Origin of the sequence: Aquabacterium sp. (assembly GCF_021768455.1) — a bacterium.
Lineage (GTDB): Bacteria > Pseudomonadota > Gammaproteobacteria > Burkholderiales > Burkholderiaceae_C > Aquabacterium.
Genome location: NZ_JAIZVX010000078.1, coordinates 1 through 19,710 on the forward strand (window position 1 = coordinate 1; position 19,710 = coordinate 19,710).

The 19,710-nt window shown below is 68.2% G+C and carries 19 protein-coding genes; 14 read left to right on the top strand and 5 right to left on the bottom strand.

Annotated features, from left to right (window positions below):
- The 3 genes from QZ994_RS11510 to QZ994_RS11520 form a co-directional block, all read left to right on the top strand.
- Positions 1-1,652: nucleoside monophosphate kinase (locus QZ994_RS11510; protein ID WP_290871578.1), on the top strand; the 1,652-nt coding region annotated here is incomplete at its 5' end.
- Between the two features lie 10 nt (positions 1,653-1,662).
- A complete protein-coding gene (locus tag QZ994_RS11515; RefSeq protein ID WP_290871579.1) occupies positions 1,663-2,118 on the top strand; it encodes a hypothetical protein in 456 nt (151 codons plus the stop codon).
- Positions 2,119-2,162: 44 nt separating this feature from the next.
- Entirely contained in the window at positions 2,163-2,465 is a 303-nt protein-coding gene (locus tag QZ994_RS11520) for a hypothetical protein (protein WP_290871580.1), read from the top strand.
- Positions 2,466-2,499: 34 nt separating this feature from the next.
- Here QZ994_RS11520 and QZ994_RS11525 read toward each other — a convergent pair whose 3' ends face one another.
- Positions 2,500-3,759 carry an MFS transporter gene (locus QZ994_RS11525; protein ID WP_290871581.1) on the bottom strand — a complete coding sequence of 420 codons (1,260 nt, stop codon included), beginning with the start codon at positions 3,757-3,759 and terminating at the stop codon, positions 2,500-2,502.
- A gap of 131 nt (positions 3,760-3,890) precedes the next feature.
- Here QZ994_RS11525 and QZ994_RS11530 point away from each other — a divergent pair, with 131 nt between their 5' ends.
- Both QZ994_RS11530 and infA read left to right on the top strand, forming a co-directional pair.
- A complete protein-coding gene (locus tag QZ994_RS11530) occupies positions 3,891-5,093 on the top strand; it encodes a hypothetical protein (protein WP_290871582.1) in 1,203 nt (400 codons plus the stop codon).
- A 177-nt stretch (positions 5,094-5,270) separates the two neighbouring features.
- On the top strand, positions 5,271-5,525 hold the full coding sequence (gene infA, locus QZ994_RS11535; RefSeq protein WP_290871583.1) for a translation initiation factor IF-1: 255 nt from the start codon (positions 5,271-5,273) through the stop codon (positions 5,523-5,525).
- Positions 5,526-5,576: 51 nt separating this feature from the next.
- On the opposite strand, the gene QZ994_RS11540 is transcribed toward infA, so the two are convergent.
- Complete coding sequence (locus QZ994_RS11540; RefSeq protein WP_290871584.1) at positions 5,577-6,497, bottom strand: LysR family transcriptional regulator; 921 nt, start codon at positions 6,495-6,497, stop codon at positions 5,577-5,579.
- Positions 6,498-6,610: 113 nt separating this feature from the next.
- Between QZ994_RS11540 and QZ994_RS11545 the strand changes: the two genes are divergently transcribed.
- Both QZ994_RS11545 and QZ994_RS11550 read left to right on the top strand, forming a co-directional pair.
- Positions 6,611-7,459: a sulfite exporter TauE/SafE family protein gene (locus QZ994_RS11545; RefSeq protein WP_290871585.1), complete on the top strand. Its 849-nt coding sequence runs from the start codon at positions 6,611-6,613 to the stop codon at positions 7,457-7,459.
- 69 nt (positions 7,460-7,528) lie between these two features.
- Complete coding sequence (locus QZ994_RS11550; RefSeq protein WP_290871586.1) at positions 7,529-8,608, top strand: RNA methyltransferase; 1,080 nt, start codon at positions 7,529-7,531, stop codon at positions 8,606-8,608.
- On the opposite strand, the gene glpK is transcribed toward QZ994_RS11550, so the two are convergent.
- On the bottom strand, positions 8,586-10,091 hold the full coding sequence (gene glpK / locus QZ994_RS11555; protein ID WP_290871587.1) for a glycerol kinase GlpK: 1,506 nt from the start codon (positions 10,089-10,091) through the stop codon (positions 8,586-8,588). The genes QZ994_RS11550 and glpK overlap by 23 nt on opposite strands.
- A gap of 30 nt (positions 10,092-10,121) precedes the next feature.
- Positions 10,122-10,886: a DeoR/GlpR family DNA-binding transcription regulator gene (locus QZ994_RS11560; protein WP_290871588.1), complete on the bottom strand. Its 765-nt coding sequence runs from the start codon at positions 10,884-10,886 to the stop codon at positions 10,122-10,124.
- A gap of 295 nt (positions 10,887-11,181) precedes the next feature.
- On the opposite strand from QZ994_RS11560, the gene glpD reads away from it, so the two are divergent.
- From glpD to QZ994_RS11595, 7 genes are all read left to right on the top strand, one after another.
- Positions 11,182-12,771, top strand: a complete 1,590-nt coding sequence (glpD, locus tag QZ994_RS11565) for a glycerol-3-phosphate dehydrogenase (RefSeq protein WP_290871596.1) — start codon at positions 11,182-11,184, stop codon at positions 12,769-12,771.
- On the top strand, positions 12,768-13,859 hold the full coding sequence (locus QZ994_RS11570) for an ABC transporter ATP-binding protein (protein ID WP_290871589.1): 1,092 nt from the start codon (positions 12,768-12,770) through the stop codon (positions 13,857-13,859). The genes glpD and QZ994_RS11570 overlap by 4 nt, the downstream gene beginning before the upstream one ends.
- Positions 13,859-14,935: an ABC transporter ATP-binding protein gene (locus QZ994_RS11575; protein WP_290871590.1), complete on the top strand. Its 1,077-nt coding sequence runs from the start codon at positions 13,859-13,861 to the stop codon at positions 14,933-14,935. Before QZ994_RS11570 ends, QZ994_RS11575 begins: the two co-directional genes overlap by 1 nt.
- Positions 14,932-15,822, top strand: coding sequence for a carbohydrate ABC transporter permease (locus tag QZ994_RS11580; protein WP_290871591.1), 891 nt, complete (start codon positions 14,932-14,934; stop codon positions 15,820-15,822). Before QZ994_RS11575 ends, QZ994_RS11580 begins: the two co-directional genes overlap by 4 nt.
- Positions 15,819-16,631 (top strand): carbohydrate ABC transporter permease, encoded by an 813-nt coding sequence (locus QZ994_RS11585; RefSeq protein WP_290871592.1) that lies wholly within the window; start codon positions 15,819-15,821, stop codon positions 16,629-16,631. The genes QZ994_RS11580 and QZ994_RS11585 overlap by 4 nt, the downstream gene beginning before the upstream one ends.
- Before the next feature lie 18 nt (positions 16,632-16,649).
- Positions 16,650-16,958, top strand: coding sequence for a DUF2160 domain-containing protein (locus QZ994_RS11590; protein WP_290871593.1), 309 nt, complete (start codon positions 16,650-16,652; stop codon positions 16,956-16,958).
- 125 nt (positions 16,959-17,083) lie between these two features.
- On the top strand, positions 17,084-18,817 hold the full coding sequence (locus QZ994_RS11595; RefSeq protein WP_290871594.1) for an ABC transporter substrate-binding protein: 1,734 nt from the start codon (positions 17,084-17,086) through the stop codon (positions 18,815-18,817).
- A gap of 125 nt (positions 18,818-18,942) precedes the next feature.
- Here the strand turns inward: QZ994_RS11595 and QZ994_RS11600 are convergent.
- The coding region (locus QZ994_RS11600; protein ID WP_290871595.1) for an ABC transporter permease at positions 18,943-19,710 on the bottom strand (768 nt) is incomplete at its 5' end.

The following is a 19,710-nucleotide window of genomic DNA, read 5'->3' on the forward strand; positions in this document are numbered from 1 at the left end:
ATGAAGGCGTTCCCGCCATGGCTGTCGATCGACCCAGCGTGTTGCTCTATCCGCGGCCGATGGCGCATCGTTTTATAACGGACGCCGTGCAGGGTGCAGACCTCACCTGTGCCGAGCTCCGCTTCGATGGTGGCGTGGCGAATCCCATCACCGCTGCATTGCCGGCTTTCGTCTGCTTGCCGCTGGAAACGCTGGCAGGGGCGGAGCAAACGCTGGGATTGCTGTTCAGCGAAGCTTCCGGCCAGAGTTGCGGCCGCCAGGCCGTGCTTGATCGGCTGTTCGAAGTCCTGCTGATCCAGATCCTTCGCCAGGTGATGGAGCGTGGCGAGCTGGTCTCGGACGAGATCGTCTCGGCGCTGATCGGCGAGGAGCTGGACGCGATGGGGCCGGATACCGGCGCCATCTTCGACGGCTATCCCCGTACCGCCGCCCAGGCCGAATCGCTCGACCTGGCCTGGTCCGGTTTCGGCACCTTCGGCTATGCCCAGTCCAACACCGCGCAGCGCTACCAGCGCTTCATCGACGAACACGGTACCTTCAAGCGCGACTCGGTCCTGGGCGGCCAGCTTGACCTCCGGCTTGCCGACGAATGGTCGGCCACCGTGCAGGCCACGGTGGCGCCCTCGCTCTCCAGCGACGAGAAGCTCGACCTGGCCGTCACCTGGGCCTTCCTCTCCTGGCGCCCCAGCAACGACTGGCTGCTGCGCCTGGGCAAGCAGCGCCTACCCCTCTTCCTGCACACCGAGAACCGCGACGTGGGCCAGACCTACGACATGGTGCGCCCGCCGGTGGAGGTCTACGCCGTCTCGCCCTCGACCGACATGACCGGGCTCTCCGTCAGCCGCACCTGGTTCACCGACCGCGGCGAGTGGGCCCTGGACGCCTACACCGGCGCCGAAGACCTCGACGTGCGCACCTACGCCCGTGACGCCGGTACCGCCTTCCTGCACGTGCGCACCCAGGCCACCGGCATGGCGCTGTCGCTCAAGCTCGACAGCGGCAGCACCTTCCGCGGCAGCCTCTACCGTGCCGAGACCCGCCGCCGCGACGGCCGGGCGATGACCGCCGGCTTCCCCGCCGTCGACCTGCCGATGGGCTTGGGCACCTACTACCAGGTCGACCCTGCCTTGCCCGGGCCGGGCGTGCGCACCACCCGACACATCGTCAACGACGTCATCACCGTGGGGGCCGACGTCGCCGTGGCCGACAACTGGCGCGTGATGGGCGAGGTGGCCCGCGTCATCCAGCACAAGAGCGACCTGGGCGCCAACACCATCGGTGGCTACCTGGCCGTGCTGCACAAGATGGACCGCTACACGCCCTACGTGAGCATCGCCCGCCTGCGCAGCCTGGGGGCCTCGCTCAAGACCGCCGAGTCGCTCGACGCCGTCAGCCTGTCGCCCTACGTGACGGGAGGCGAGCAGATCACGCTGGCGCAGCGCATTGCCGCCGACAGCCTGCCCGTTTACGACCAGACCTCCCTGGCCATCGGCCTGTCCTACGCGCTCACGCCGCACAGCAAGGTCAAGGGCGAGTGGATGCGCACCCATGTGGGCAAGCGCTCGGCCATGGTCGACGGTCGATCGGGTGACGACGTGTTCAGGCATGCGGACATCGATGTCTTCTCGCTGAACTACAGCTTTGCCTTCTGAGGAGACCCGCATGCGACGCCTCTCTCCTCTCCTTCACGCGCCACGCTGGCTGCCACGCGCCCTCACGGCGGGCCTGGCTGCGGCGCTCCTCATGGTCGGTGCCGGCAGCAGCTGGGCCGGCGTGGTTGTCATCGCCCACCCCGGCATGCGCAAGCTCGATCTGCAGACCGTGCAGCGCATCTTCACCGGCAAGGTGGTGGAAGTCGGTGGTGTGGCCGTGGTGCCCATCAACGCCCCGCCGGGCCAGGCCTTGCGCAACCGTTTCCTGGCCGAGTACCTCGACCAGAACGAAGAAAGCTACGTGGCCTACTGGACGGTGCGCCGCTACGTGGGCAAGGGCGCGCCGCCGCGCGAGCTCTCGCCGGTCAGCGAGGTCATCAACCGAGTGGGCAACACGCCGGGGGCCATTGCTTACGTGGACGAGGCCGACGTGACCTCCGTCATGAACGTGGTGCTGCGCAAATGACCCCGCAGCCCCCCATGGCCCCTTGGGCGAGCTAGGATCCTGACATGGGTGCGAACGCGTGGGTGTCTCTGGCCGTGGCGGCCGTCTGTCTCGTGATGCTGGTGAGGCTGGCCATCGGCGAGCACCGTCGCGCGCGCCTGGACCGGGCCGCCCTGCGGACCTGGCAGCGGGTGCGCGCCCAGGCCTTGCACCTGTGGCAGTGGCGACGCCGTCGCCAGACCGCGGCCCAGGCCGCGCTCACCGCGCAGGACGTGATCGAGCGTGCCCGCCGCGCCCGCCCCCCGGTCGACAAGGACGGCAACGTCTACCGCCCCGAGGCTTTCAAGGGCCCACGCAAGCCCCACTGACACCTCCGCGGGGCGCGAGCCGCGAGCGCCCGTTTCAGCCAGCCCCCTGCGGCCTCGCCAGCCGCTGCCCGACCACCGCCGCCGAGGCCACGCCCAGTGCCATGGCCCCGGCCGCTCCGGCAAACACGCCGGCTGCATGACCCTGGTCGAGCAGGGCGCCAAACACGGGGGCGGCCAGCGCAAAACCCAGGTCCAGCCCCGAATACACCGTGCCGTAGACCCGGCCGGTGGCGCCCGGTGGGGCGGCGCGCTTGATCAGCATGTCGCGCGAGGGGCCGGCCAGGCCCGTGCCCACACCGGCCAGGGCCACGCAGCCTGCGGCCACCAGGGGCGGCAAGCTGCCCGATGCCGCCAGCAGCAACATCAGCGCCGACAGGCTCATGGCCGCGGCAATGGTGCGTTCCAGCCGCGCCACCCGTGCCACCAGGAAGCCCCCCACCACCATGCCGGCCGCGCCACAGAGCATGTAGGCCGTCACCACAAAGGCCGTGACCGAGGTGGGCAGGCCATAGAGCTTCACCAGCGCCGGGCTGGCAAAGCCCTGGATGGCGCTCAGCGCCGAGGTCGTCCAGAAGAAAAAGGAGAAGCACAGCCACACGCTGGGCAGCTTCAAAAAGGCCATGGGGTGGGCCTCGGCCTGGCCCTGTGCGGCCCGCGTGGCCTGCAGGCGGGCCACCTCGGCCCGGTGGGCGGTGTGGTGGTCGTCCAGGTCGGCACGGCGCCACCACAGCACGGCCAGCACCACCGCCCCCAGCACCGCGGCGCCGGCACAGGCCACGCGCCACTGCCCGCTCAGGCTGCTCAGTCCGATCAGGTAGACCGGCGCCAGCGCCCAGCCCAGGTTGCCGCTGATGCCGTGCACCGAAAACGCGTGACCCAGCCGGGCCGGGCTCACCCGCCGGTTGAGGATGGTGAAGTCGGCCGGGTGAAAGGGCGCATTGCCCAGGCCGGCCAGGGCGGCAGCCAGCATCAGGCCGCCATAACCCGGCGCCAGCGCCGTGGCCAGCGAGGCCGCGATGAAGCAGAGCAGGGCGCCAAACAGCACCGGCCGCGCCCCGATGCGGTCGACCACAAAACCCGCCAGCGCCTGCCCCACGCCCGACACGGTGAAGAACACCGTCACCAGCAGGCCGAGCTGTGCGTAGTTCAGCCCGAAATCGCGGATGAACAGCGGGAACAGCGGCGGCAGCAGCAGGTGATGGAAGTGGGAGCTGCCATGGGCCAGGCCGATCAGGCCGATGGTGGTGGCGTCCTGCCGCGCGCTGGCGCCGGCCGTGTGGGAGGGGGCGTGCATGGGGTCGCACTGTGCCATGCCGGCACAGCCATTCCCACCAAAAGGTGGTGTTCAACTAGCCATCAGGGCAATACCCTCAGATGTAAGAACATGCGACAGTGTGCGATGACGTGTTTACCCTGCGCGATCCCATGAACGCCGACGCCTACACCCCCACCCCGGCCGATGCCACGGCCCGGCCGGTGCAATGGGCCGACACCGACATCAAAACCCAGGTGTTCGGCCAGCACACCGAAACGGCGTCGGCACCGCCGTCCGACATCGGCGAGGCCGTGGGCCGACACACCCGTGAGCTGTTTGTGTCCTGCGACGCCACCCAGGCCTTGCAGATGCAGCTCGACCTCACCGGCCTGCGCTTCATGGTCATCGGCGACCTGGGCGGTGGCCTGGCCCGTCGCTGCCTGATCGACGTCGCCCGCGCCTCGGGCTGGCCCGTTCAGCGCCTGCTGATCCGCCGCCAGGGCTTTGGCGACACGCTGGCCAGCCTGCTCTTCCTCGACAGCCCCACGCAGGACGGCCGCAAGGTGCGCGTGTTCTGCGCCGATGCCGAGACCGATCCCGAGACCCGCCAGACCCTCTCGCAGCTGCTGCTGGCCCGCGCCGAACTGGTCGCCCTGCTGGTGCCCGAGCTCGACCCGGTGCTGCAGGCCCAGGCCATCGACACCCTGAGCGCCGAAGTGCAGATGGGCGAAGCCACCCGCCACAACCGTCACCTCATCTTCCTGCCCACCAAGACCTCGCCCGAGATGGTCGGCCACATCGCGCGCTTTCGGATGCAGACCGGCATCCAGGCCCGCATGGCCCCGGCGGTCAAGCGGGCGGACCAGGTCTGGGTCTACCTCGGCTCCACCTGGAACCAGCTGCAGGAATCGGTGCCCGCCGACATGGCCCTGCGCCTCCAGACCCTGGCCCTGATGCCGCCCGCGGGGCCGGCACCCAACCGCGTCGAGTCTAAGGTCGTGCCCAGCCAGGCCCTGTTGGCCCAGCGCTGTGTTCACCACCTGATGCGCCAGGCCGGGGTGCAGCGCGTCTGCCTCTTCGACCTGCAGACCCTGTCCATCCACGCCCACACCGGCACCGACGACGAGGCCCAGGCCATGGCCCGCCAGGGTCGCACCCTGCTGTCGGCCATGGGCCGTGCCGGCGAAGAAATGGCCCTGGGCCATGCCCTGGCCGAGGCCTCCTTCACGCTGATGGCCCACCGCGTGGTGCTGCGCGGTGTGGCGGTGCTGCCCGGTTGCGTGATGAGCGTGGTCATGGCGCGCAGCGCGCCTGCCCTGGGCCCGCTGCCTTCCCGCGCGGCGCTGGAATCCCCCGGGGCCGACCCGTCCTGAACCCCTTGATCCCTCGATCTCGGGCTGGACGGCAGCGTGGCCTGCGTGCTACATTTGGCGGTTACCCTTTTTCCATCCAACTCACCTGACACCAAGGGCTCTTCTGATTCGGTCTTCTGGTTTGCCGAGAGACATCGAGAGGGGTACACCCCCTTGTCTGGAGAACCCACGCACACCATGGCCAAAGAAGAACTGATCGAGATGAACGGCGTTGTCAACGAAGTCCTGCCGGACTCGCGTTTTCGCGTCACCCTGGAAAACGGCCACCAGCTGGTCGCCTACACCTCGGGCAAGATGAAAAAGCACCACATCCGCATCCTGGCGGGTGACAAGGTGTCGCTCGAGCTGTCGCCTTACGACCTGAGCAAGGGCCGCATCACCTTCCGTCACATCGAGCGCGGCAACTACACGCCGGCGCCGCGTCGCCACTGATCGCTGGCCGCTGGCCGCTGACGGGTCTGCCCACCGGGGCCGACCTCCGCTTCACCAGCCCACGCCCTGGAGCCCAGGCCCCCGGTAAGCGGCAAAGCGCGCCGACAGGAAGTCGAGAAACGCCCGCACGGTCACCGAGAGGTGATGGCGCTGCGGGTACAGCGCATGGATGTCGGCCTCCGGGTCCGACCACGCGGGCAGCACGCGCTGCAATTGCCCGCTGCGCAGGTGGTCCGCCACGTCCCACTCCGATCTCAGGATGATGCCGTGCCCGGCAAGGGCCCAGTCCACCACGACCTCGCCGTGGTTGCTGGCCAGCGCACCGCGCACCTTCACGCTCAGGCGCTGTCGCCCGTCCGACAGCTGCCACTGGTTGTAGACCCCCTTGTTTTCGCGGATCACGATGCAGTCGTGCTGCGCCAGCGCGCGCGGCTCGGCCGGGTGGCCGCGCGCCGCGAGGTAATTGGGCGTCGCACACAGCAGGCGGCGGTTCTGGGCCAGGGGCCGGGCCAGCACGCGGGCATCGGGCGGCGGGCCGAAACGGATGCCGATGTCCATGGCGTGGGCCGTGAGGTCCAGCGGCTTGTCGCTCAGGTCGAGCACGACCTCGACCTGCGGGTGCGCACGCACGAAGTCCGCCACGGCGGGTGCCAGGTGACGCCGCCCGAAGCCGAAGGTGGCGTTCACGCGCAGCAGGCCCTGAGGTTGGCCGCGGCCGGTGCCCAGGCTGTGTTCCAGCTGGGCGATCTCGCGCAGCAGGCGTTCGCCTTCTTCCAGGTAGCGCTCGCCTTCGGGCGTCAGGCTCAGGCGCCGGGTGGTGCGGTTGAGCAGGCGCACGGCCAGGCGCGCCTCCAGCGCCGCCAGCCTGCGGCTCACGGCCGGTGGCGAGAGGCCCAGCTCCTGGGCCGCCGCGGCCAGGCTGGGGTGGCGGGCCAGGGTGGTGAAAAAGCGCAGGTCGGTGGTGTCGCTCATGGGCTGGAGGCGGGTGGACGGGTGCGGGCAGCGGTCCATTCATGCGTTCAAAGCATGAATCAAGTGAAACGGAGCCCATTGATGCATTCTGGCGGATCAATGATGATCCGCCCATGGTCTCCCTTTCTGCGTTCCTGGCTTTCCTGCCCGCCCTGGCCCTGGGCGCCGGCATGGGCTTTTTCGGTGGGCTGTTCGGCATCGGTGGCGGCATCATCGCCATCCCCCTGCTGGTGCTGGCCTATGGCATGGACCAGGCCCTGGCCCAGGGCACGGCCCTGGTGATGATGGTGCCCAACCTGCTGATCGGCTGGTGGCGCTACAGCCAGCATCATCCCGTGCCCAAGGGCCGGGCCCTGGCAATCGGCCTGCTGGCCATGGCCACCACCTGGCTGGTGGCCCATGGCGCCACCCACCTGCCCTCTGCCGTGCTGCGGGTGATCTTTTCGCTGTTCCTGATGGGGTTGGCGCTGCGCCTGATCTGGCAACTGCGGGCCTCGCAGGGCGCGGCGACGATGCCCGGACATGACGCGTCTGCAAGCGAAGAAGAGGAAGTGGGCGCACACTCACAAAAATTGGGGCCGACCGCAGCGGCGGGTCTCTCCCCCCGCTGGCTGCCCCTGGTCGGGGTGGTGGGCGGCAGCTCCATGGGCCTGCTGGGCATCGGGGGCGGCCTGGTGGCCACGCCCATTTTCACGGGCTTGTTCCGCCTGCGGCAAACGGTGGCGCAGAGCCTCTCGCTGGCCCTGGTGGCGCCCAGTTCGGTCGTCGCCCTGGCGGGTTACGCCGGGGCCCACCGGGTCGACTGGCACATGGGGCTGCCCCTGGCCCTGAGCGGCATGGTGACGGTGTCTTCCGGTGTGGCCCTGGCCCACCGCCTGCCCGAGCGCCGCATGAAAACCCTGTTCGCCTGGATGCTGCTGGGCGCGGGCGGCTGGCTGTTGCTGGGCATGCTCTGGCGCTGAGCACGCCTGCCGCATGCCGCCGAGGGGCCAGGCCGCCTACACTGCCGGCCTGCCTCCCTGAAGATCCCCATGCGCATCGAGACCCTCCGCCAGCGCCTGCGCGAGCACGGCGCCAAGACCGTGCACGAACAGCGCGTGCTGCGCCAGTGGGTGCGCTGCCTGCCGCAAGACGCCGGCAAGCGCCGCCCTGAAGACTTCCTGCCCGAGGGCGTGCGCGCCCTCTTGCCCTCGCTCACCGCCGACCTGGCCGGCCTGGCCACGTTGCAGTCCACCCACCCGGGTGAAGACGGCTCGGCCCGCCTGCTGGTGCGCCTGGGCGATGGCCAGACGGTCGAGAGCGTGCTGCTGCCGCGGGATGGGGTCTGCGTGTCCTCGCAAGTGGGCTGCGCGGTGGGGTGCGTGTTCTGCATGACGGGCAAGGAGGGCCTGGTGCGCCAGGTCAGCAGCGGCGAGATCGTGGCCCAGGTGGTGCTGGCGCGCCAGCAGCGGCCTGTCAAGAAGGTGGTGTTCATGGGCATGGGCGAGCCCTCGCACAACCTGGAGAACGTGATGGAGGCCATCGAGCTGCTGGGCACCGAGGGCAACATCGGCCACAAGAACCTGGTGTTCTCGACCGTGGGGGACGAGCGCGTTTTCGAGTGCCTGCCGCAGGGCGTGGTCAAGCCGGCCCTGGCCTTGTCCTTGCACACCACCAAGGCGGAGCTGCGCGCCGAGCTGCTGCCGCGCGCGCCCCGCATCGATCCGGCCGATCTGGTCGAGATGGGCGAGCGCTATGCCCGCGCCACCGACTACCCCATCCAGTACCAGTGGACGCTGATCGAGGGCGTCAACGACAGCGAGGAAGAGCTCGATGGCATCGTGCGCCTGCTCAAGGGCAAGTTCGCGTTGATGAACATGATCCCTTACAACAGCGTGCCCGAGCTGCCCTATGCGCGCCCCTCTTGGGAGCGTGCCGCGGCCATCGCCCGTTCGCTGCACCAGCGCGGTGTGCTGACCAAGCTGCGTCAGTCGGCCGGGCAGGACGTCGAGGGGGGCTGTGGCCAGTTGCGGGCGCGGGCGGCGGCACCGAAGGCCGAGCGCCAGGCTGCGCTCAAGGCCCAGCGCATCACCCTGCACCCGGTGCCCATCAAGGCGCCACCGTCTGCCTGACGGCGTGCTCCCAGTTGGCCATGCGGGCCTCGGCCTCGCTGCGTGAGAGGGTGGGCAGGAAGCGGCGGTCGACCTGCCACTGGGCTTCCAGTTCGCCCAGGTTCTGGTAGACGCCCGTGCTCAGGCCGGCCAGGTAGGCCGCGCCCAGGGCCGTGGTTTCGATGACCTTGGGGCGCACCACGGGGATGCCCAGCAGGTCGGCCTGGATCTGCATCAGCAGGTCGTTGACGCAGGCGCCGCCGTCCACGCGCAGTTCGCTCACCGGCGCACCGCCCCGGGCCACGGCGTCGCGGCTCATGGCCTGCAGCAGGGCCGCGCTCTGGAAGGCGATGCTCTCCAGCGCCGCGCGGGCGATGTGCGCCACGGTCGAGCCCCGCGTGAGGCCGACGATGGCCCCGCGGGTGTCGGCGTTCCAGTAGGGCGCACCCAGGCCGGTGAAGGCGGGCACGAAGACCACGCCGCCGGCATCCGGCACGCTCTCGGCGAGCTGCTGCACCTCGCTGGAGGCGGAGATGGCGCGCAGCCCATCGCGCAGCCACTGCACCACCGCGCCACCGATGAAGACGCTGCCTTCGTTGGCATAGACCGGCGTGGCGCCCGGCTGGGCCGCGGCCGTGGTGATCAGGCCGTTGGCGCTGGCCTGGGCCTGCTCGCCCGTGTGCATCAGCATGAAGCAGCCGGTGCCGTAGGTGTTCTTGGCCAGCCCCGCCTTGAAGCAGGCCTGCCCGAAGAGCGCGCTCTGTTGGTCGCCCGCGATGCCGCCAATGGGCAGGCCTTGGAGGCCGTGGCCACCGTCGCCCAGCGCGGTCGTGTCCCCGAAGTGGGCGCTCGATGGCTTGACCTCGGGCAGCAGGGCGCGAGGGATGTTCAACAGCGCCAGCAGCTCGTCGTCCCACTGCTGGGTGTGGATGTTGAAGAGCAGGGTGCGCGAGGCGTTGCTCACGTCGGTGGCGTGCACGCGGCCTTGCGTGAGCTGCCACACCAGCCAGGTGTCGACGGTGCCGAAGGCCAGCTCGCCCCGTTCGGCGGCGGCGCGGGCGCCGTCCACGTGGTCGAGGATCCACTTGAGCTTGGTGGCCGAAAAGTAGGCGTCGATGCGCAGGCCCGTCTTGCGCTGGAACAGCTCGCTGTGGCCCGCCTCGCGCAGGGCGGCGCAGGTGGGCTCGGCGCGGCGGTCCTGCCAGACGATGGCGTTGTAGACGGGCTCGCCGGTGCGGCGGTTCCACACCACCGTGGTCTCGCGCTGGTTGGTGATGCCGATGGCGTGGATGGCGCTGGCGCGCAGTCCGGCCTTGGCCAGCACCTCCTGGGCCGTGGCGAGCTGGGTGTCCCAGAGTTCACGCGGGTCGTGCTCGACCCAGCCTGGTTGCGGGTAGATCTGGCGGAACTCGCGCTGGGCCATGGCCGCGATCTGCCCGTCGGCACCGAACACGATGCTGCGCGAGCTGGAGGTGCCCTGGTCGAGGGCAAGCAGGTAGGTCATGGCGTGTCTCGGGGTCTCTTGTTCTGGGGATCAGGGCGCCACCACGCATTCCACGCCGGCATCGGCCAGCAGGGGCGCAAAGGCCGCTGGCGGCTCGGCGTCGGTGTAGAGCATGTCGATCTCGTCCATGCGGGCCTGGTGGACCATGGCGGGGCGGCCGAACTTGCTGTGGTCGGCGGCGACCCACACCTGGCGCGACTGCTCGATGATGGCGCGCGCCACCTTCACTTCGCGGTAGTCGTAATCGCGCAGGGTGCCGTCTTCTTCGATGCCGCTGATGCCGATCAGGCCGATGTCGACCTTGAACAGGCGGATGAAGTCGACCGTGGCCTCGCCGATGATCCCGCGGTCCTTGGGCCGCACCACGCCGCCGGCGATGATGACCTCGCAGTGCGGGTTGTCGGAGAGGATGGCCGCCACGTTGAGGTTGTTGGTGATGACGCGCAGGCCCTTGTGGTGCATCAGCTCGCGGGCCACGGCCTCGGTGGTGGTGCCGATGTTGAGGATCAGCGAGCAGCCATCGGGGATGCGTGCGGCCACAGCGCGGGCGATGCGCGCCTTGCCGTCGGACTGCAGGGCCTGGCGCTGGCGGTAGGCGATGTTCTCGGTCGTGGACGTGGGCATGCGCACGCCACCATGGAAGCGCGTCAGCAGGCCGGCTTCGGCGAGCTGCTGCACGTCGCGCCGCACGGTCTGCAGCGTGACGCCGAACTGCTCGGCCAGGGCTTCGACGGTGACGGTGCCGCGGTTGCGGACCTCGTCGAGCAAAGCGGTGTGTCGGGGTTTGAGGCTCATGGTGTGGATGATGCCGCCCGGCTGGCCTGGCCTCCCCCCGTGTTCGGGTGAGGTTCGCCTCGCGCTCAAAACGCGCCGAACGAAGAACGCCTCGCAGCTTAAAGCGAAGAAAACGAAATCATCACAGGGTTAGACCTGAGGGTTTGCCGCGTCAAAACTGGTACAAAAGAAAAAGGCGAACACGAACCGCGCCAAAAAACAAACAATCGCGCTTTCGTTTCTCGCCGCGGCACCGCGGTTCCCGCCCATGCCATCCCACCCTTCTCCCCTGGAGCAGCCTGTTTTGACCTCATCCCTGAGCGCTTCGTCGGCGTCCGCACGCCCGGCCGCCGTGCCCACCCAAGTCGACGTGCTGGTGGTGGGCGGCGGCATCAATGGCGCCGGCATCGCCCGGGACCTGGCCGGCCGTGGCTGGCGCGTGCTGCTCGTCGAGCAGGACGACCTGGCCGCCCATACCTCATCGTCCTCCACCAAGCTGATCCATGGGGGGCTGCGCTACCTCGAGTACAAAGAGTTCTCGCTGGTGCGCAAGGCCTTGCAGGAGCGCGAAGTGCTGCTCAAGAGCGCGCCCCACATCATGTGGCCGCTGCGCTTCGTGATGCCGCACGACCCGGCCATGCGCCCGGCCTGGCTGATCCGACTGGGCCTGTTCCTCTACGACCACCTGGCCCGCCGCGAGGTGCTGCCTGGCTCGAACGGCGTGAACCTGCGCACCGATCCGGTCGGTGCGCCGCTGCACGAGCGTTACACCCAGGGCTTTGTCTACTCCGATGGCTGGGTGGACGATGCCCGCCTGGTGGTGCTCAACGCGCTCGACGCCCAGGCCAGGGGCGCCACCCTGCTGACCCGCACCCGCTGCACCGCCGCCCAGCGCAGCGCCACCGGCTGGACGGCCACCGTGCAGACCGCCGACGGCACGTCGCACACCGTCGAGGCCCACGCCCTGGTCAATGCCGCCGGCCCCTGGGCCGAGAGCTTCCTGCGTGGCACCGCGCGCGCAGCCGGCCAGGAGGCGCTCGCCACCAAGCACCTGCGCCTGGTCAAGGGCTCGCACATCGTCGTGCCCAAGTGCTTCGAGCACGACCACGCCTACATCTTCCAGAACCCCGACAAGCGCATCATCTTCGCCATCCCCTACGAGCAGGACTTCACCCTGATCGGCACCACCGACCAGGAGCTGCACGGCGACCCGCGCGGCGCCCGGATCGATGCCGACGAGGTGGCCTACCTCTGCGAGCAGGCCAGCCGCTACTTCACCAGGCCCATCACCCCGGCCGATGTGGTCTGGACCTACGCCGGTGTGCGCCCCTTGCTCGACGATGCGGCCGGTGACCCGTCTGCCGTGACGCGCGACTACCTGCTGGAGTGCAACACCGAGGCCGCGCCCCTGCTGAGCGTCTGGGGCGGCAAGATCACCACTTTCCGCAAGCTGGCCGAAGACGCCGCCGCCGACGTGGGCCGCATGCTGGGCGACGCCCGCCAGCCCTGGACGGAGCACGCCAGCCTGCCCGGTGGCGACCTGAGCGCCTGGATTGGCCAGCCCCAGCGCCCCGACACCGATTTCGAGCGCTTCGTCACCGCGCTGCGCACCCGTCACGCCTGGCTGCCGGCCGAACTGGCACGCCGCCTGGCCCGCGCCTATGGCAGCCGCGTTGCGCAGGTGCTGGCACAGGCTCAACAACTGAGCGACCTGGGCGAGGAGATTGCGCCGGGTCTGTTTGAAGCCGAGTTGCGCTATCTGCAGCGCGAAGAATGGGCCGTGAGCGGCGACGACGTGCTCTGGCGTCGCAGCAAGCTCGGCCTGCATTACACCGAAGCCCAACGCCAGTGCGTGGCGGCCTGGATGGAGACCCATGACGTGACAAACAAGAGGACACCCGCATGAAGTTGTCCCTCGATGGCATCAGCAAGAAGGTCGGGGCTGCGCCCTGGCTCTACGAGATGAGCCTCGCCCCCCAACCCGGCGCCGTGACGGTGCTGCTGGGTGCCACCCAGGCCGGCAAGACCAGCCTGATGCGCATCATGGCCGGCCTCGATGTGCCCAGCACCGGCCGCGTGACCGTCGATGGCCAGGACGTGACCGGCACGCCCGTGCGCGAGCGCAACGTGGCCATGGTCTACCAGCAGTTCATCAACTACCCGTCGATGACGGTGTACGACAACATCGCCTCGCCGCTCAAGCTCGGTGGCCAGCCCCAGGCCGACATCGACCGCCGCGTGCGCGAACTGGCGGCCAAGCTGCACATCGACGTCTTCCTCGATCGCCTGCCAGCGGCCCTCTCGGGTGGCCAGCAGCAGCGCGTGGCCCTGGCGCGGGCTCTGGCCAAGAACGCCCCGCTGATGCTGCTGGACGAGCCCCTGGTCAACCTCGACTACAAGCTGCGCGAGGAACTGCGCGAAGAGCTCTCGGCCTTCTTCGCCAGTGGCAACGCCACCGTCATCTACGCCACCACCGAGCCCGCCGAGGCCCTGCTGCTGGGCGGCTACACCGCCGTGATGGACCAGGGTGAGCTGCTGCAGTACGGCCCCACGGCCGAGGTGTTCCACCGCCCGAAGTCGCTGCGCGTGGCTCGTGCCTTCAGCGATCCGCCCATGAACCTCATCCCCGGTGAGCTGCAAGGCATCGCGGTGCGCCTGCAAGGCGGGCCGCTGATGCCCCTGAGCGTGCCGCACCACGCGTCCCGCGCCCTGACCATCGGCGTGCGCGCCAGCGCCCTGCGCGTGCACGAGCGCGATGGCGACGTGGCCTTGCCTGGCACCGTCGAGCTGGCCGAGATCTCGGGCTCCGACACCTTTGTGCACGTGCACACCGCCGTGGGCGAACTCGTGGCCCAGCTGACCGGCGTGCACGACTTCGAACTGGGCAGCGCGCTCACCCTCTACCTGAGCCCGGCGCAGGCCTATGCCTTCGACGCCGCAGGCGACCTGCTGGTGGCCCCGCACGTCCCACACCGCAGCCACGGAGCACGCTGATGGCCCGCATCGACCTCGACCTCGCCCACTCCTACAAGCCCGATCCGCAAAGCGACGCCGACTACGCGCTCACGCCGCTGAAGATGAGCTTCGAAGACGGTGGCGCCTACGCCTTGCTCGGCCCCTCGGGTTGCGGCAAGACCACCATGCTCAACATCATGTCGGGCCTGCTGGTGCCATCGCACGGCACCGTGACCTTCGATGGGCAGGACATGACCCGCGCCACGCCGCAGGCGCGCAACATCGCCCAGGTCTTCCAGTTCCCGGTCATCTACGACACCATGACCGTGGCCGAGAACCTGGCCTTCCCGCTGAAGAACCGCAAGGTGCCGGCCGCACAGATCAAGGCCCGCGTGGGCCAGATCGCCGAGATGCTGGAGATGAGCCACCAGCTCGACATGCGCGCCGCCGGACTGAGCGCCGACCAGAAGCAGAAGATCTCGCTGGGCCGTGGCCTGGTCCGCCCCGATGTGGCCGCCGTGCTCTTCGACGAGCCGTTGACCGTGATCGACCCGCACCTGAAGTGGCAGCTGCGCCGCAAGCTCAAGCAGATCCACCACGAGCTCAAGCTCACCCTGATCTACGTGACCCACGACCAGGTCGAGGCGCTCACCTTTGCCGACCAGGTGGTGGTGATGACGCGTGGCAAGGTGGTTCAGCTCGGCACCCCGGAGGCCCTGTTCGAGCGCCCGGCGCACACCTTCGTGGGCCACTTCATCGGCTCGCCCGGCATGAACTTCGTGCCCGCCGAAGTGAGCGCGGGCATGGTCAAGGTGGGTGGCCAGGCGCTGGCCCCCGTCCAGGCAGGCCCGTCGCTGCAGGGCGAGATCAAGCTGGGCATCCGCCCCGAGTACCTGGGCCTGACCGTGCGCGATGCCGTGGGCACCCTGTCGGCCACCGTGCGCCAGGTGCAGGACATCGGCACCTACCAGCTGGTGACCTGCGATGCCGCCGGCACCGTGCTTAAGGCCCGCCTGGCCCCGGATGCCCAGGCTCCGGCCGTGGGCAGCCATGTGGGCCTGCAGGTGCTCAACCCGCACACCTGCTACTACCAGAACGAGGAGCTCATGGTATGAGCGTGACGACCAAACCGGTGAACCAGAAGGCCTGGTTCCTCATCCTGCCCGTGCTCATCTGCGTGGCCTTCTCGGCCATCATCCCGCTGATGACCGTGGTGAACTACTCGGTGCAGGACATCATCTCCCCCGAGCGCCGCGTGTTCGTGGGCACGGAGTGGTTCGTGTCCGTCATGCGCGACGAGGACCTGCATGCCGCGCTCTGGAACCAGATGCGCTTCTCGCTGGCCGTGCTGGCGGTGGAACTGCCGCTGGGCATCATGCTGGCGCTCTCCATGCCTGCCGATGGCTGGAAGGCCTCGGCCACGCTGGTGACGGTGTCGCTCTCGCTGCTGATCCCCTGGAACGTGGTGGGCACCATCTGGCAGATCTTCGGCCGTGAAGACATCGGCCTGATGGGCTACACCCTGGCCAGGCTGGGTATCGAGTACAGCTACACCGGCAACGCCACGCAGGCCTGGCTCACCGTGCTCTTGATGGACGTGTGGCACTGGACCCCGCTGGTGGCCCTGCTGGCCTACGCCGGCCTGCGCAGCATCCCCGATGCCTATTACCAGGCGGCGCGCATCGACGGCGCCAGCAAGCTGGCCGTGTTCCGCTACATCCAGCTGCCCAAGATGCAGGGGGTGCTGATGATCGCCGTGCTGCTGCGCTTCATGGACTCTTTCATGATCTACACCGAGCCCTTCGTGCTGACCGGCGGGGGGCCTGGCAATGCCACGACCTTCCTCTCGCAGTACCTCACGCAGAAGGCCGTGGGCCAGTTCGACCTGGGCCCCGCCGCCGCCTTCTCGCTGATCTATTTCCTCATCATCTTGCTGTTCTGCTTCGTGCTCTACAACTGGATGCAGCGCCTCGGCCAGGCAGAGAAGGAGGTCCAGTCGTGACCCAAGCCCGCTTTCAGAAGAGGAGCCTCTTCCTCATCGCCTACCTGGTCTTCGCCCTGTTGCCCATCTACTGGATGATCAACATGAGCTTCAAGACCAACGAGGAGATCCTCTCGTCCTTCAGCCTGTGGCCCCAGGCCTTCACCTGGGCCAACTACGCCACCATCTTCACCGATGAGAGCTGGTACTCGGGCTACATCAACAGCCTGATCTACGTCGGCATCAACACGGTGATCTCGATCGCGGTGGCGCTGCCTGCGGCCTATGCCTTCAGCCGCTACAGCTTCCTGGGCGACAAGCACGTGTTCTTCTGGCTGCTGACCAACCGCATGACGCCGCCGGCCGTGTTCCTGCTGCCCTTCTTCCAGCTCTACACCACCGTGGGGCTGATGGACACGCACATCGCCGTGGCCCTGGCCCACCTGCTGTTCAACGTGCCCTTGGCCGTGTGGATCCTGGAGGGCTTCATGACGGGCATCCCGCGCGAGATCGACGAGACCGCCTACATCGATGGCTACAGCTTCCCGCGCTTCTTCCTCACCATCTTCCTGCCCCTGATCAAGGCGGGTGTGGGTGTGGTGGCCTTCTTCTGCTTCATGTTCTCGTGGGTGGAGTTGCTGCTCGCCCGCACGCTGACCAGCGTCAACGCCAAGCCCATCGTGGCCACGATGACCCGCACCGTGAGCGCCTCGGGCATGGACTGGGCCACGCTGGCTGCGGCCGGTGTGCTCACCATCGTGCCCGGCGCCATCGTCATCTGGTTCGTGCGGCACTACATCGCCAAGGGCTTCGCCATGGGGCGGGTTTGACCCCCAAAGGAGACAGACATGTTCAGTTGGATGGCTTGGACCACACCTGTGGCCGTCTTTTTTACCTGCATCGTGCTGATGCTGATCGGCATGACGGTCTGGGAGATCAAGTCCCCCACGGTGATGCGCAAGGGCTTCCTGCCGATTGCGACCACGCGGGGTGATCGCCTGTTCATCGGCCTGCTGAGTGCGGCCTACATCAACCTGGCCTTTGTGGGCCTGTCCGAGAAACTGGCTCAGTGGCTGAGCCTGTCGGAAGAGCCCAGCATCTGGGTCAGCTTTGTGGTGTCCATGGCCTTCCTGGGCCTGGTCATGCGCAAGGGTTGACCCGGCTTCCCAAGAGCCCGCCCACCGATCACAAAGGGAAACCGGCCTGGCGCTGCCCCGAGGCCGTCCAAACCCGCACAGCAAACGGGGCAGCAGCGTTCGACGTCTGACTGAGGAGACACACCATGAAGATGCGTTACACCGCGATGGCCCTGGCAGCTGCCTGCGCCATGGGCTCGATGACGGCCCGTGCCGATGAGGCTGCCGCGAAGAAGTGGATCGACAGCGAGTTCCAGCCCTCCACGCTGAGCAAGGCCCAGCAACAGGCCGAACTCAAGTGGTTCATCGATGCGGCCGCCAAGCTCAAGGCCAAAGGCGTGACCGAGATCTCCGTGGTCTCCGAGACCATCACGACGCACGAGTACGAATCCAAGACCCTGGCCAAGGCCTTCAGCGAGATCACCGGCATCAAGGTCAAGCACGACCTGATCCAGGAAGGTGACGTGGTCGAGAAGCTGCAGACCTCGATGCAATCGGGCAAGTCCATCTACGACGGCTGGATTTCCGACTCCGACCTGATTGGCACCCACTACCGTTACGGCAAGATCCTCAACCTCACCGACTACATGAGCGGTGCGGGCAAGGACTTCACCAACCCGGGCATCGACCTCAAGGACTACATCGGCACCAAGTTCACCACGGCGCCCGATGGCAAGCTCTACCAGTTGCCCGACCAGCAGTTCGCCAACCTCTACTGGTTCCGCGCCGACCTCTTCGACCGCAAAGACCTGAAGGACAAATTCAAGGCCAAGTACGGCTACGACCTGGGCGTGCCGCTCAACTGGTCGGCCTACGAAGACATTGCCGAGTTCTTCACCAACGACGTGAAGAACATCGATGGCAAGCCCATCTATGGCCACATGGACTACGGCAAGAAGGACCCCTCGCTGGGCTGGCGTTTCACCGACGCCTGGCTGTCGATGGCCGGTACCGCCGACAAGGGCATGCCCAATGGCCTGCCGGTGGACGAGTGGGGCATCCGCGTCGCGGCCGACAAGTGCACCCCGGTGGGGGCTTCGGTCGAGCGGGGTGGTGCGACCAACTCGCCGGCCGCCGTCTACGCCCTGACCAAGTACGTCGACTGGATGAAGAAGTACGCGCCCAAGGAAGCCACGGGCATGACCTTCGGTGAAGCCGGTCCGGTGCCCGCCCAGGGCCAGATCGCCCAGCAGATCTTCTGGTACACCGCCTTCACGGCCGACATGACCAAGAAGGGCCTGCCCGTGGTGAACGCCGATGGCACGCCGAAGTGGCGCATGGCCCCTGGCCCCAACGGCCCGTACTGGAAGCCCGGCATGCAGAACGGCTACCAGGACGTGGGTTCGTGGACCTTCTTCAAGGACCACGATGCCAACAAGACCGCGGCAGCCTGGCTCTATGCCCAGTTCATCACGGCCAAGACCACCTCGCTGAAGAAGACCATCGTGGGCCTGACGCCGATCCGCGAGTCCGACATCCAGAGCAAGGCCATGACCGACATGGCGCCCAAGCTGGGTGGCCTGGTCGAGTTCTACCGCAGCCCGGCACGCGTGGCCTGGTCGCCGACCGGCACCAACGTGCCCGACTACCCCAAGCTGGCCCAGCTCTGGTGGAAGAACGTGGCCCAGGCCGTGACGGGTGAAAAGACACCGCAAGGCGCGATGGACAACCTGGCCAAGGAGATGGACGACGTGATGGCCCGCCTGGAGCGCGCCGGCATGGCCCATTGCGCGCCCAAGCTGAACAAGAAGGAAGACGCGGCCAAGTGGCTGAGCGACACCGGCGCGCCCTGGAAGAAGCTGGCCAACGAGAAGCCCAAGGGCGAGACCATCGCGTACGAGAAGCTGCTGGGCGCCTGGAAGGAAGGCAAGGTGCGCTGAGGCACCGGCCGCCGCACCTTGGTGTGGGGATGGGCCCCGTTCCAGACGTCCGGGGCCTTCTTGGGGCTGCGAGGGCCGTGCCGTGTGCACGGGGCTCGCAGCCCTTTTTCATGGGGGAGGTGCGCTCAGCGCTGCTGGCCCCATTTGCGCACGGTCAACCACTCCAGCGTCTGGAAGCCGATGCCTTCCACCGCCAGCCCGATCAGGATGACCAGGGCCAGACCTGCGAAGACCCGGTCGGTGTAGAGCTCGTTGCGGTTCTGGAAGATGTACCAGCCCAGGCCGCCCTGGCCTGATGACGCGCCGAACACCAACTCCGCCGCGATCAGGGTGCGCCATGCAAAGGCCCAGCTCACTTTCAGGCCCGAGACGATGGCTGGCAGCGCGGCGGGCACCAGGATCTGCAGCACGTAGCGCAGCCCGGTGAGGCCGTAGTTGCGGCCCGCCATGCGCAGGGTCTCGGGCACACCCTGGAAGCCGGCGAAGGTGCTCAGCGCCAGGGGCCACAGCACCGAGTGCACCAGCACGAAGAGCAGGCTGCCCTGGCCCAGGCCGAACCACAGCAGGGCCAGGGGCAGCAAGGCGATGGCCGGCAAGGGGTTGAACATGGCCGTGAGCGTGGCCAGGAGGTCGCGTCCCAGCTGGCTCGACACCGCCAGCGCCGTGAGGGCGAAGGCACTCAGCACGCCCAGCGCATAGCCTTCCAGCAAGGTCAGCAGAGAGGTGCGCGATTTCAGCAGCAGTTCGCCCGAAGCCAGACCGTCGCCCAGGGCCTGCGCGGTGGCCACGAAGGTGGGCAGCAGCAGGTCGTTGGCCTGCCAGCGCGCCGCCAGTTCCCACACCAGGGCGATCAGGACGAGGATCAGGCCCTTGCGCAGCCAGCCCTGTTGCCA